Raw genomic sequence first — 13,413 nt, forward strand, 5'->3', positions numbered from 1 at the left:
GAGGAATGGTTCCTTGGCGTTTTTTCGGGTCTTCAACTATTTACTGACGTTTAAACCGGCTTGTCTTTTTCGATTTCAATCGCTGCATTCGATCTTCAACTTCTTGCCTATTCGCAAGCGTCTTGTCTATATCTGTTTGAATCGCAATGATTTTATCTTCTTGAATAGTCACTAAAAACCAAGTCCCCACAGTGCTGCCTGCTGGAAGGAAAGAAACGGGTACATGGAATTGCTGTTGTAATGCGTCAACGAGTATCAATGCGTCATTTGTATCCGTAAAACGATCGAGATAGCCTGAATGCATTTATTTGCCTCCCACGCAGGCAAGTCCCTGCGATTTGATATCCTGTAAACGTGCAGGTCCAATCCCTTTAATGGTGGTGAGCTCATCAATAGAATGATAAGGGCGAAGTTTGATTAATTCACTTGCCAAAGCAGGACCGATATGTGTGATTTGCTGAACATCTTCTTCACTTGCCGTGTTGATATCCAGACAAGAATTTCCCGCTGTTGGCTGGGAAAGTGTTCCTTGTTTTTGGGTCATGACTGTATAGGTTTTTCCATCTGTTTCTACCATGATCGTACCATGTGTATCTGTTCCGTATAGGGGGATGTCCCTCGAATGGATACGATCAACGACTTCAGCATCAGGATGACCATATGAGTTATCAATCCCGGCAGAGTAAATCGCGATTTCTGGCTTGACGGCCTGCAAAAATTCAGGTGTGCTAGATGTATTGGAGCCATGGTGTCCGAGATGTAAAATCTGTGCATGGATGTTTGCGCCATTTGTGAGGATTGCCTGTTCCGCCTGTTGTTCAGCATCCCCTGTGAATAGGAAGGACACTTCTCCATATTGTAACCGCATCGCGAGCGAATTATTATTTGTATTCGCCGAAAGAGCGTTTGGATGAAGAATCGCGATTTCAAGTGGTCCGATGTCAAATACCTCGCCAACTTCGGGTTCGTAATACTCGACATTATGCTTCTCAATTGCTTCTAGTGATTTCGCAAACACCCCTGAATTTGCGGTTTCCCCGTTCATCCACACTTCAGTTACGGAAAACTCTCCTATGATTTTATCCAATTGGCCGATGTGATCGGCATGGGGATGTGTCACGGCGATGATGTCAATATCCTTGATATTTTGTGCATGAAGGTAATCGACTACATCGGATGCGTTCCAATCTCCGGTATCAATAAGGAGATTAATCGATTCATCCTTGTCAATTACTTGTAGCAACGTCGCATCCGCTTGTCCAACGTCTATGTAATGGACTTTCAATGTACCATTTTGTTGTGCATCGCCAGTGTCTATCTCTACGTTGTCTAATTTGGATACAGGTTCAATGATGTCATTTGAACAACCAGAAAAAATAAGCAAACTGATGAATAGAGTAAGATAGGCGACTATTTTTTTACGCATGATAGTCCTCCTAAGTCATAATGTCATAGTGTATATCCTTAATTGTAACAGATGGGTGAACGTTAGTTCCATTGACAATAATATGATAGAATTGACAGATAACCGTTATGATTTTGAACGAATGTATGAGATGAGGGAATAAAGAATGAACAAAAAGTGGTTTATCGTAAGCACACTTTTCATAACCTTTTTAGTAAGTGGATGCATGAACAGCGGCAAAACAAACGCCATCTATTTAATTCCTGAAGGTTATACCGGGCATGCATTGGCTTTTTATAATGTGAAGGGTGCGCAGCCACTTACGTATGAAGGGGATTTTGCGGTTCATGAAATGAATGAAGAAGGTTATTTTGCGACTTCGAAGAATGATATGACGTATGGAACTGTGACGGATCAATATTATTTTGTTGATGAAAATGGTACGCGGACACCCATTGATGATCGTTGCGTTCGGGGATTAGGGACAGGCGGATATGATTCTTATGGTGATGGTTCGTCAGTGAATCTTGTCTATACAGGTATTGATATTACAGATGACTGTTCTGATGCATTTCGGAATACGACTAGCAATTTTGAGGATGGAAAAACACAACCGATTATGAATCGGGTATTGGAGAAATACTATTCGAAGTCCAATGAGGAGTGAGTATACTTGAAAACTTATCTTATGATGATTAATGGTGAAGAAGTTGGGCATGAACTGCCAGTTATAGAAGTAAGTAACCCTGCTACAGGCGAAGTATTTGCGACTGTTCCGAAGGGGAGTCGTGAGGAAGCTGAGCTTGCCGTCGATGCTGCGTACAAAGCATTTGAACAATGGTCTAGTTTATCGGCTTATGAGCGAAGTGAATTGATTCGCAACTGGCATGATTTGATAAAGGAGCAGACGGAAGACCTGGCGATGACGATGACGCAAGAACAAGGGAAACCGCTTTCTGAAGCTCGTGGTGAAATCAATTATGCGAATGGTTTTATGTCCTGGTATGCAGAGGAAGGCAAGCGGATTTACGGTGAAATCATACCGGCTACGCAACAAAACAAGCGCCTTTTCGTTCATAAGCAGCCAGTTGGAGTAGCTGCAGTGATTACCCCATGGAATTTCCCGGCGGCGATGATCACACGGAAAGTGGCGCCAGCACTGGCAGCAGGATGTACGGTTGTCATAAAGCCAGCCGGCCAAACGCCACTGACAGCTTTGAAGCTTGTTCAGTTGGCCAAGCAGGCAGGTATCCCGAGTGGCGTTGTCAATATCGTTACGGGAGACTCCAAAGTAATTGGGGATACTTGGCTACAAGATCCGCGTGTCCGGAAATTGACGTTCACAGGCTCGACGGAGGTGGGCAAGGTACTCATGCAAGGTGCTGCGGAAACGGTGAAGAAAGTATCCCTTGAACTGGGTGGGCATGCGCCGGCAATTATTATGGAAGATTGTGATCTGGATAAAGCCGTAGCAGGTGTACTGGCGGCGAAATTCCGCAATGCAGGTCAGACATGTGTCTGCATCAACCGCGTGTACGTGCAGGAATCGATTGCGAAGTCGTTTACAGAAAAGCTTGTTGAAGAAGCGAAGAAGATGAAGGTCGGCAATGGATTGGATGAAGGCGTAGATATTGGTCCGCTCATTGATGCTTCTGCTGTTGAAAAAGTACAACAACATGTAGAGGATGCAACAATAAGCGGTGCAACAGTTGAACTTGGCGGTAATCCAAAGGGAGGGCTGTTCTTCGAGCCAACCATTTTGGCAAACGTAACGGATGACATGGTGTGTATGCAAGAGGAGACATTCGGTCCTGTATTGCCAATTAGCACATTTACGACCGAAGTGGAAGCCATCAGAAGAGCCAATGATTCGATTTATGGACTGGCTGCTTATGTCTTCACAGAAAATATTACGCGGGGAATCCGAGTGACCGAAAAACTGGAGTATGGCATCATTGGGTTGAACGATGGACTTCCATCGACACAACAAGCTCCGTTTGGAGGCTTTAAACAAAGCGGTTTAGGTCGTGAAGGTGGGCAGCATGGCATCGACGAGTATATAGAAATGAAGTATATTTCACTTGGTCTATAATGAAAAAGTAAAACCGATCCGCATCATTGGATCGGTTTTTTTGTGCAATCCTTTTAAAATTTATAGATTTATATCTTAAACGGTAAAAATGAGTAAAAGAGTATAGATTACTGTTTAAAAGTCAATCTTAGAAACAAAGTTAGTTATGGGGTGAGTTTGATATTGGAAAAAAATAATATGGAAAGTACGATAGAAATCGAATGTACAGTGTCAGAATTAGCAAATGAATTTATTCTGGCAGTGAGTAATGCTGTTCATAACACATCAGATTTAATTGTTAAATCAATTCCCCCGAGTCTTACGCTTATTTATATAGACACGTTAGTGGATGCAAAAATATTAAAAAGTCATATTTTGCAGGACTTGTTCAAAAGTCAGAAGGTCTCGCCAGAAAGTATCTTATCCACACTGACCATCCCTCAAGTGGAGTTATCCAATAACACGAATGAAACCATCACTGCAATGATGGATGGGGCTCTACTTATTCATGTTGAGGGGTACTCGGAAGTTGTATTGGCAAGAATCCCCACTGATGAATCGCGGGCATTAGCAGCGCCGGAAAATGAGTCCCAAGTAATCGGTGCACAAGTTGGGTTTAATGAAAGTCTTTCAACGAATGTCTCCTTGATTCGGAGATACATAAAAAATAGGGACCTTTGCAATGAAAAAATAGAACTTGGCAAACAATCGAAAACAGCAGTGGCTATGTTATACATTAAAGGCGTTGCTTCTGAGGAAATGGTGAGTACGCTACGTCAAAGGATTAACGACCTTGAGGTTGATTCCGTATTGGATAGTTCGATTCTTGAACAGTTGATAGACGACAACTCATTATCCATATTTCCGCAAATGTTACTGACAGAAAGACCGGACAAGTTTTGCGCTGAACTATTGAATGGTAAGTTAGGCGTCATCGTGGATGGAAGTTCCCTTGCAATCGTTTGTCCACACTCATTTCTTGAATTCTTCCAAAGTCAGGAAGATCAAAATCTTCGATGGCAGATCGCTACGTTTGCCCGGTTATTAAGATTCGGTGCGGTTGTTCTATCTGTTTTTTTAACTCCATTATATGTAGCGGCATTAACATTTCACTACGAAGTCATTCCACAAACGCTCGTAGTTCCGCTAAGTGAATCAAGAGCTTTAGTTCCATTCCCACCTGTAATTGAAGCCCTACTTTTGGAACTTATTATTGAACTGCTTAGAGAAGCTGGAGTCAGATTACCGTCGAAGGTTGGTCAAACGATTGGTATTGTTGGTGGTATCGTGATTGGAACGGCAGCTGTTCAAGCGGGGATTACGAGTAATATCTTAATTATCATTATTGCCTTAGGGGCATTGTCGTCATTCACAACACCGAGTTATATGATGGGCAATGTCATCAGAATCATTCGCTTCCCGTTAATACTATTAGCAGGACTTTGGGGCTTTTATGGGATTATGCTGGGACTTTGTTTCATCCTTACTCACCTTTTGCGACAAACAAGTCTGGGGTCGCCGTATACAGCTCCTTTTTATCCACCGCGTCTAATTGATTGGCGGGATAGTCTTGTCCGATTACCCTTACCATTTACATTTAAGAGGCCTTCAAATACCAGACCGGAAGATGAAGACAAATATGAACCTGAGCCTATAAATCCTGAAAAAAATGCTCAGAAGGTGAAATAAGTGAAAAGTTCTATACAACTTAGTCCCAAGGATACGTTTAACGCATTTCTACTTTTTTTCATCATTCATACCGCTCAAATTGGGGTCGGGTTACAGGGATTTCAGCGGGTTATCTACCAAGATGCAAAACAGGATGCATGGATTTCTGTACTTCTTGCAGGTCTTGCCACACATGTCATCGTCTTTTTTATGCTTAAAACGCTACAAATGTATGGTTCAAATGATCTTTACGGCATTCAACAAGATATATTTGGTAAATGGATAGGTAATTTGTTGAACATTCTTTATATAATTTATTGTTCAGGTGCATTTTTCACCGTTTTGAGAAACTATATTGAAGTCGTTCAGACATGGGTTTTCCCAGATTTGGGTACTTGGTTTATTGCAGCTACATTGCTGTTAATCGTGATTTATACGTTTACGGGTGGTCTGCGGGTAATTGTGGGCATTTCCTTTTTTAGTGTTGTACTTGCCATATGGCTTATCCCGATATTGGCTTATCCGATAAAGTTCATAGAAACACGGAGTCTTCTCCCCGTTTTAGAGGCCAATATGAGCGAAATATTGAAGGGGGTAAAGTCTATGGCGTTTACAGTTATTGGATTTGAGATAATATATGTGATTTATCCTTTTGTAAAAGATAAAGAGAATGCAAAAAAACATATTCATCTTGGTTTGTTCGTGACGACCATCATTTACCTCGCCATCATGTTGGTTTCGTTAACCTACTTCAGTGGGGAACAATTAACTAAAACCATTTGGGCGACTTTGTCTTTATTCAGTATTGTTAAACTACCGTTCATCGAACGAATTGAGTATATAGTTGTTTGTTTTTGGATGTTGATCATTTTATCGAACCTTTGTCTGTTTGTATGGTCTGCATATCGCGGAACCAGCCGTATGGTAAAGGTAAATGCGAATAAATTCGTCTGGATATTCTCATTAATTATCTTCATTATAAGCTTAACTTTTAAAACTCGAGTTCAAATAAATACGTTTAATGATTACTTTAACCAAGCGGCATTTTATATTATTTTTGTTTACCCTATCATCTTGTATGTGCTAGCAGCGATAAAAAATAAGTTTAAATCAAATAAGGAGAAAAAAGAATGAAAAAGTTTTATTTTTTTATACTATTACTAGTACTCTGCGTTAGTTTAGTCGGATGTGCAAAATCCAAAATCCTTGAAAGGGTGAGTTTAGTCACTTTGATAGGCTATGACACAGGTAAAGAGGAAAACGTCGAGACAACAGCTGTTGTTCGCCAAGTAGGTACAGAATTACAAAGTAAAGTTGCAATTATTACCGCTGAAAATGAAACCAGTCAAGGGACACGAGCAAAAATCAATCTCAGGACATCCGAAAAGTTGGTGTCAGGACAATTGAGGGGAGTCTTGTTCGGGAAGGAGTTTGCCGAAAATGGCATTGGCCATTACATTGACACCTTCTTGAGAAATCCCACTATAAGTGCGGGAGTGATTGTGGCGGTAGTTGAGGGCGAGGCGAGACCATTACTTGAATTTCAATACCCAGATATCGATGAAATTGGTGAACATATCTATAAGCTGTTAGATCAAAACATTGAAAGTGAGCAGGTAGTTTCATCTACACTTCATGAAATAGCGTATGATTTTTATTCTCCAGGCAGAGACATTGCATTGCCTATTATAAAAAAAGATAAGGAGCTTATCGAGATTTCTGGCATCGCTTTATTTAAGGAAGATAAAATGATAGGGGAACTTTCTGTTGAGGATAGTTTTTACGTGAAGCTAAGTCGAGATGATTATCAAAATGGAACGCTTGAAATAAAGATTAAAGGCGATGATTTTCCTTCATCTTTAATAAAGGGATCCCCTGAAGAATTTCATTTGGTATTCGATCCGATTAAAACGGATAGTGATGTGAAGTTAGTCAATCCAGAAACACCCGAATTTGATTTACATCTCAACGTACAAGCAAGATTATTAGAAATAAAACCGGACATCGATACCTGGGAACCTGAAAAGGTGGAAGAACTTGAAAAATTAATTGGTAAGAATTTATCAAGTGAAATATCGAGAGTAATTGCCTATTGTCAACAAATTGACTCGGATGTTTTTGGATATGGTGAATTGTACAGAAGCTCTGTACGTCATTCTAAACTTACAGATGAGAAGTGGCATGAATTGTACAAGGAAATGAAGGTCAATGTCAATGTTGACTTTACATTGCTTAGAAGTGGAGTATTTGAATGAACAATCTGGAAGAGGACTACACTTTAGACTAATTTGGACGCATCTTAATAGGTCCGTTTATTGAGTAGATTATGTAGAAACCCAACCTTGCTAAAGTAAAGGTTGGGTTTCTACATGCTTAATGAAACAGATCGGATTCTTTGGACTTGGTCAATAGATGCTTTGTTTTTCTGTTTATTTGTTCTTTCAGGAAAGTGCCGAAAAGTAAGAATGCCAAACCGACAGCCATCAGGAATAACAGATCGATACCTACTCTTCTCCAGACGATTCCGCCCACCGCTTCACGCATTAAGTCAACGGCATATGTGAATGGAAGGGCGGGATTAATAAATTGGAAAAACTTAGGGAGTAAAACGACCGGGTAAGTTCCGCCTGAACCGGAAATTTGCAAGACAAGCATGATGATGGCAAGTGCTTTTCCGACGTTTCCGAACACAGAAACCAGTGTATAGACAATTGAAACGAAAATAAAACTGATAAATAATCCGAATAAGATAAACCAAACCGGATGATGGACCTTTACACCGATCAAGATGATATCGCCGATTGTCACAATCAAGGTCTGTAAGAATCCGATCGCCCAAAATGTGAGAAAGCGTCCGAAATAGATATCCTTGACGATATAATTGCTGTTTTGCGTTGTGTCGACAGCAAGCAAGGAAATGAGCAATAGACAACCGACCCAAATGGAGAGCACAGTATAGAAAGGGGTCATTCCTGTACCGTAATTCTCAATCGGAAATAGTTTGTTTTCATTCAAAACAATCGGTTCTTCAAAAAAGGAACGTTCCGCTTGCGGATCATTTTGAAGCAGTTTAATAATCTCGTTAATTTCTACATCTCCCTGTATTTTTCGGATACGCCCCGCAAGTTGTCTTACTTTGTCATTTACATAAGGAAACTCCCCGAGTACAGTTTCAAGTATGTTCGTTCCTTCGTTGACATGACCATCTGTACTACTGATAATCCGGATGGCTTCAGGAAGGGTCGTATGGATACCATTTAATATCCCTTTGGCTTCAAGCACAATGTTTTTAGCTTCGCCAACTTCAGCAAGTACCCGGGGTTCAATCGTTTCTTTATAGTCATTGATGAAAGTATCCAATTTGACGGAAACAGTAGCGGTAATTTCCTGCAATTCATCAATGGCTTTTTTAAATTGCAGCTGTTTCCCCTCTACAAGCGCGTTACTTTTTTGAACGTTGCCTTGAACTTCCTGAAGGAATCCTTTTAGCATCGTGGTCTTTTGAATGGCATCGTCAAGTTGTGCTTGGCCCTTGGAAGAATTAGCGGCTTGGTTATTTTCCTCTGTAGGCGGAGAGGGTTGTGACGCATTCATATCGTTCAAAAGAATAAGATCGGCTTCAATCGTTTCGACGGTTTCAATCGCTTTACTCATTCTTTGGTCAAGTTGTTGTTTTACGCTTTCCAGTTCTGTGAAATCGAGATCCAAAGACTGGACTTTTTTTAGCATGTCATTGGATTCAGTAGAAATTCTTTGTACGTTCTTTAAATCTGCGTTTATCTTCGGGGCCATTTCGTTTAGTCTTGTTTCCGCTTTCGTAAGAAAGTCAGAGGTGCTGTTCAGCTTACTGAGACCGTCGGCGGTTAACCGCTGTACATCAGGGAGAAGATTCTGTGCTTTTTGGATGATCTTTTGTGCGGATTTTGTATCGGTTAATGATTCATTCAGCAATTTATTAATGTTCGGCAGGTTTTCTTCCAAATCAAAAATGTACTGTTCGAACTTTTGAATATCCGGCAAGTCGTTTTCAATTTCAATGCCTATTTCATTGAAGGCGTTAAAGATAACGCCGTTGACAGTGGAGACGAACTGGCCACTCATTTGATCTACAATGACACTGGCACCTTTTTCTGTGATTTTTGGTGCAATGGAATTGATTTTCTCGTTAACGAAATAGTCTATTTGCGCTTTTTCCGGTATATCTGTAATGACAGAGGTCAGCTTATTGGAGAAATCTGCGGGAATTATAATGACAGCAAAATAATCGCCGTACTCCACTTTCTCCATTGCTTTTTCACGATTGGTGAATATCCAGCCCATATCCTTATTCGTTTTTAATGTGTTCACAAGCTGTTCCCCGACATCAATGTGTTCTCCGCGTACATTTGCTCCAACATCTTCATTGACAATGGCAATGGGCATTTGACTGGTCTGTGAATATGGATCCCAGGAAGCGATAATATTGAGCCATGCATAGAGGGAAGGAAGAAAAATAAGACCGCCTATTAGGAGGGATGCCATCCAATTTCGTCCTATGCCTTTGACGTCTGAAGTGAATATTTTCCACGCATTCTTCATCTAACCATCTCCTCCATGCTGTCCTGTAACTGATGTTAACAAAACGATTCCATATGATAAAAAGAAAGAAAAAGGCAACCGCAAATTCACTATCAATATTTTATATTGTCAACAGAAGTAATCTTCATGTTTAGTCCTATTCTTACCTAGAACCCGAATAAAATACTTGAAAAAAGCCATGACATTACGTAAGGGTAACCGAGACTGTTAAATTGTAATCTACAAAAAAGCATCCACAACATGCACAAAAATTAAGTGCCGTTGAGAATGCTTATTTATGTTATTAATTTCGATTTGCTGTGAAACGATAGTACAGCTGAATGTTTCTCCATCTACAAATAGTGGAAATTACTTCGACATCATCAATTTTTTTGCATCATGCCCTTTAAATTGAATCGTCAATTTCAACGTTGTATACTCCTTCACCCCAAATGCTTCTGCCGTTTGCTTGATTAGATCTTCGTCATCGGCATCGGATTCGAGTGCTAGCTCCTTGAAGATGCCATCGAGTTTGTCCATTGCTTGGTCACCATGCAAGTACGCATCTTCCATTTTGTTCTCATACATAGCTTCTGTCTTATCGGGTTTTTCCTCATAGTTGGCGAGAATGGCTTCTTTCGTATCCGTTGTATCAATCGCAACATCGAATGAAATGAAGCCGAATTCGTCTCCGAGGGATTGTTGTTCATCTTCATCGCTTTTTTTCTTCACGATATTTTTATCACTACAAGCACTCATCACTAATTGGGAAGACAGTAGAACGATAATTAGCAGTATCCATTTTACTTTCAAATCGCCCATCCTTTCATCGGATTTTTATAGTAGCCTAACCGACGAGTGAAGATGTTATACGCCCAAGAAAAACAGCACCAAAGGGATGGTGACGATACTAATTAGCGTTGTGATGAATGTTGTAAATGATACAAGGTCTGGCTCCGTACCGAATTGTAGCGCAAACATGGTTGTATTTGCCGCTGAAGGCATTGCAGATTGGACAATAATGACTGCTTTGAGTAAGTCATTTATCGGCATAAAATACAAAAAGCCAGCTGCGATTAAAGGAGATAGCACCATTCTAACCACAACAACTGCCGAAACATAGCGGTACGCCACTTTTTTTCTAGCAATGGCCGCGAGTTGCATGCCGAGTACGAGCATCACTGTAGGAATAGAGGCATCTGCAACGAGACTAATCCCTTCCATCAAAGTCTGAGGGACCGTTATGGGGAGTAGCTGAAGACCAACTCCTAACACGGCGGCATAAATGAGCGGCATACGGATGACCCGCTGGAATGACTGGCGCAATGTCGCTTTTTCCTCTCCACCAATGGATGCAAAAAAGATACCAATGGTGTTCATTAACAGTGATTGAAACACCATCATGACTACTGCGTAATCAAACCCGGCAGCCCCAAATGCAAAGAGTACAACGGGTGCACCATAGTTGCCGCTATTCATGAACACGCCACCGAGAATCATAGCCGATAGCTGAGGCCTGGTTGACTTCATAGCGCGTGCTGTTAGCCAGACGATAGCAAGAAGAACGACTGTTAAAGCTAAACAAAATAAGACTATGTAAAGATAATCCATCGTTAATGCATTCGAATAAAATGTTCGGAATGCTAGAAAAGGTGACATTAGGTAAAGGGCTACCGTCGAGATCGACTTAATATCAAAGCCGATTAGTTTTTGTCCCATATATCCGATGAAAAAAATAATAAATACCGGCAAAATAATCAAGATTAAATCCACAGCTGTTCATCTCCAACAATCAATCTTTTTTTCTAGCATAGCAGATTATAGATTCGTGAACTATCTATCGTGATGAAAAGATAATCGAAAGGGGTGAAATGCACCTATCTGCTGTTCAATCTGCTTATAGAATGGCCGGATTTTGGCTAGTATGAGCATGACAAGGACATGGAGGGTTGAATGTGTCAATTAGACGATTGTCTTTTTTTACAATAGTCCTTACGTTTGGTTTCATGGTAATGGGTGGTTTTGTGGCTGCATCATCATCAGGAACGGCATGTGGATCTGAGTGGCCTTTGTGTAATGGAAAACTCATTCCACCTCTCGAAGGCGATGCACTCATTGTGTTTTTGTATAGGGCAATGGGGGTTGTTCAGGGTGTCATGACTGTCATGCTAGTTGTGAACGTAAAACGTGCAAAGGTGAGTGCTACTATTCGAAAGGTAGCTAACTGGATGATGTCTTTATTTGTTGTTCAAATGTTATTAGGTGCCGCTAGTGTATGGTTTGAAGTGCATACATTTGTTGTAGCGGTACATGCAATACTTGCGATGCTTTATCTTGCATGTGTGCTAGTGATATGGAGTCAATCAGTCCGTTTTCATTATTTTTCACTAAACTATGAACAGCACAAAATGATTTCCAGACATTTGACGGTCTTTCTAGGCTTAGTGTTGCTGACTTTATTTGTCGAAGCGTATGTGAGACACGGTTTGATGGAGGGGACAAGCTCGCAACCGCTACAAACGGTGCTGACACTATTATGGATTATTTCGGCAGGATATAGTCTAGTGTTGACGAATTGGTCTTATGCCAAAGATTGGGGTGCGGGGCTTCAAAAGCGTTTTAAATTCGTTTCCCTGACCGTAATTTTGCAAGGTTTGTTCGGTCTTTTATCGATGAAGACTTCTGATGGAATAGGTTGGATACTGTTTCATGTTGCTGTTGGCATCGTGCTATTTGCTCTCGTTGTGGAGGCGCGACTATTTATGTCCGCGATTGTCATAAAAAAAGGGAAACTTATTCTTTTTTCGACGAAACAGATTTCATCAAAGAAAACGGGGAAGACTAGAAAATACTTGGGGCAACCCTAATCATACAGGGCTCTGGGACGATATCAAATCGTGTTAGAACCCTGTTTTTCAATTAGTGATGAACCTTGACACTAGTCCGATCCATCAGCTCTGACACTGTTACAAATGTATACCCTTGCTTTTGTAAGGCAGGTAGAATTTGCTTAAGTGCTGCTACGGTTTGAGAGCGATCACCGCCTGCATCATGAAATAATACGATATTTCCTGGCTTAGCACCCGATGTCACCATGGAGACAATGTTTTGTACCCCGGGTCTTTTCCAATCCTTTGTATCCAAATGCCAGGACCACATCACCACTTTGTAGCCACTTTGTACCGCAGTATTAATCATACGTTCATTATAACTTCCACCCACGGGTCGATAAAGAAAAGGCGCAGTACCGGTGATATCACGGATTACATCATTGGTCTTTTTCAGTTCTTGCTTCAGGTTGTCAGTAGTAGTGGAATAAGGATGCGTATACGTATGATTCGCAATTTCATGGCCATCATCATCTAGCCTACGAACAAGATCCGGAAATTTTTCGGCACGTTCTCCAATAACGAAAAAGGTTGACTTCGCATCGTATTGGGCAAGTAAATCTAAAATTTGGGCCGTGTAGGTTTTGTCGGGTCCATCATCAAATGTCAGAGCGATTAATTTTTCATCTGTTTTAACTTCCCATAGAACATATCCTTTTTCTTCATAATAGGGCCTTCCTTTTTCCGTTGCCAAAGCTACATACGTAATTGAGAAAAGTAAAATCAGTACGAATACAATCTTTAAACTCAAAAATTTCATAAATCATTCCCCCATCCTTTCTGTTGATGGCTGAAGATTGTCCTTGATGGATATCCGCTAACAT

At 40.8% G+C, this 13,413-nt stretch carries 12 protein-coding genes; 6 read left to right on the top strand and 6 right to left on the bottom strand.

All coding sequences use genetic code 11. The features are described from left to right. Window positions 1-40: 40 nt before the first annotated feature. Complete coding sequence (locus ACIQ0H_RS08970; RefSeq protein ID WP_403413524.1) at window positions 41-304, bottom strand: DUF3006 domain-containing protein; 264 nt, start codon at window positions 302-304, stop codon at window positions 41-43. Beyond that, window positions 305-1,426 carry an MBL fold metallo-hydrolase gene (locus ACIQ0H_RS08975; protein ID WP_403413526.1) on the bottom strand — a complete coding sequence of 374 codons (1,122 nt, stop codon included), beginning with the start codon at window positions 1,424-1,426 and terminating at the stop codon, window positions 305-307. 145 nt (window positions 1,427-1,571) lie between these two features. On the opposite strand from ACIQ0H_RS08975, the gene ACIQ0H_RS08980 reads away from it, so the two are divergent. The 5 genes from ACIQ0H_RS08980 (at window position 1,572) to ACIQ0H_RS09000 (ending at window position 7,399) form a co-directional block, all read left to right on the top strand. Beyond that, window positions 1,572-2,072: a DUF6843 domain-containing protein gene (locus ACIQ0H_RS08980; protein WP_403413528.1), complete on the top strand. Its 501-nt coding sequence runs from the start codon at window positions 1,572-1,574 to the stop codon at window positions 2,070-2,072. Between the two features lie 6 nt (window positions 2,073-2,078). After that, on the top strand, window positions 2,079-3,497 hold the full coding sequence (locus ACIQ0H_RS08985; RefSeq protein ID WP_403413530.1) for an NAD-dependent succinate-semialdehyde dehydrogenase: 1,419 nt from the start codon (window positions 2,079-2,081) through the stop codon (window positions 3,495-3,497). Between the two features lie 162 nt (window positions 3,498-3,659). Next, window positions 3,660-5,165, top strand: a complete 1,506-nt coding sequence (locus tag ACIQ0H_RS08990; RefSeq protein WP_403413532.1) for a spore germination protein — start codon at window positions 3,660-3,662, stop codon at window positions 5,163-5,165. Next, the gene (locus ACIQ0H_RS08995) at window positions 5,166-6,278 is read left to right on the top strand and encodes a GerAB/ArcD/ProY family transporter (protein WP_403413533.1); all 1,113 of its coding nucleotides are present in this window, start codon (window positions 5,166-5,168) and stop codon (window positions 6,276-6,278) included. Continuing rightward, window positions 6,275-7,399: a Ger(x)C family spore germination protein gene (locus tag ACIQ0H_RS09000; protein WP_403413535.1), complete on the top strand. Its 1,125-nt coding sequence runs from the start codon at window positions 6,275-6,277 to the stop codon at window positions 7,397-7,399. The genes ACIQ0H_RS08995 and ACIQ0H_RS09000 overlap by 4 nt, the downstream gene beginning before the upstream one ends. A 118-nt stretch (window positions 7,400-7,517) precedes the next feature. Here ACIQ0H_RS09000 and ACIQ0H_RS09005 read toward each other — a convergent pair whose 3' ends face one another. The 3 genes from ACIQ0H_RS09005 to ACIQ0H_RS09015 all read right to left on the bottom strand — a co-directional run bounded on the left by ACIQ0H_RS09005 (window position 7,518) and on the right by ACIQ0H_RS09015 (window position 11,474). After that, entirely contained in the window at window positions 7,518-9,722 is a 2,205-nt protein-coding gene (locus ACIQ0H_RS09005) for a YhgE/Pip family protein (RefSeq protein ID WP_403413536.1), read from the bottom strand. Between the two features lie 348 nt (window positions 9,723-10,070). Then, the gene (locus tag ACIQ0H_RS09010) at window positions 10,071-10,514 is read right to left on the bottom strand and encodes a YusW family protein (RefSeq protein WP_403413538.1); all 444 of its coding nucleotides are present in this window, start codon (window positions 10,512-10,514) and stop codon (window positions 10,071-10,073) included. A gap of 54 nt (window positions 10,515-10,568) precedes the next feature. After that, window positions 10,569-11,474, bottom strand: a complete 906-nt coding sequence (locus ACIQ0H_RS09015) for an AEC family transporter (protein ID WP_403413540.1) — start codon at window positions 11,472-11,474, stop codon at window positions 10,569-10,571. A gap of 182 nt (window positions 11,475-11,656) precedes the next feature. On the opposite strand from ACIQ0H_RS09015, the gene ACIQ0H_RS09020 reads away from it, so the two are divergent. Beyond that, complete coding sequence (locus ACIQ0H_RS09020; RefSeq protein ID WP_403413542.1) at window positions 11,657-12,568, top strand: COX15/CtaA family protein; 912 nt, start codon at window positions 11,657-11,659, stop codon at window positions 12,566-12,568. A gap of 52 nt (window positions 12,569-12,620) precedes the next feature. Here ACIQ0H_RS09020 and ACIQ0H_RS09025 read toward each other — a convergent pair whose 3' ends face one another. Beyond that, window positions 12,621-13,349: a polysaccharide deacetylase family protein gene (locus ACIQ0H_RS09025; protein ID WP_403413544.1), complete on the bottom strand. Its 729-nt coding sequence runs from the start codon at window positions 13,347-13,349 to the stop codon at window positions 12,621-12,623. Window positions 13,350-13,413: the final 64 nt, after the last annotated feature.

The sequence above is a fragment of the Sporosarcina sp. NPDC096371 genome, assembly GCF_044762865.1.
In the GTDB taxonomy this organism is placed as follows: domain Bacteria; phylum Bacillota; class Bacilli; order Bacillales_A; family Planococcaceae; genus Sporosarcina.

Excerpts from the sequence above, each read along its gene's own strand:
- ACIQ0H_RS08980 (WP_403413528.1), top strand. The coding sequence starts at position 1,572 with ATGAACAAAAAGTGGTTTATCGTAAGCACACTTTTCATAACCTTTTTA.
- ACIQ0H_RS08975 (WP_403413526.1), bottom strand. The coding sequence starts at position 1,426 with ATGCGTAAAAAAATAGTCGCCTATCTTACTCTATTCATCAGTTTGCTT.
- ACIQ0H_RS09025 (WP_403413544.1), bottom strand. The coding sequence starts at position 13,349 with ATGAAATTTTTGAGTTTAAAGATTGTATTCGTACTGATTTTACTTTTC.
- ACIQ0H_RS08970 (WP_403413524.1), bottom strand. The coding sequence starts at position 304 with ATGCATTCAGGCTATCTCGATCGTTTTACGGATACAAATGACGCATTG.
- ACIQ0H_RS09005 (WP_403413536.1), bottom strand. The coding sequence starts at position 9,722 with ATGAAGAATGCGTGGAAAATATTCACTTCAGACGTCAAAGGCATAGGA.
- ACIQ0H_RS09000 (WP_403413535.1), top strand. The coding sequence starts at position 6,275 with ATGAAAAAGTTTTATTTTTTTATACTATTACTAGTACTCTGCGTTAGT.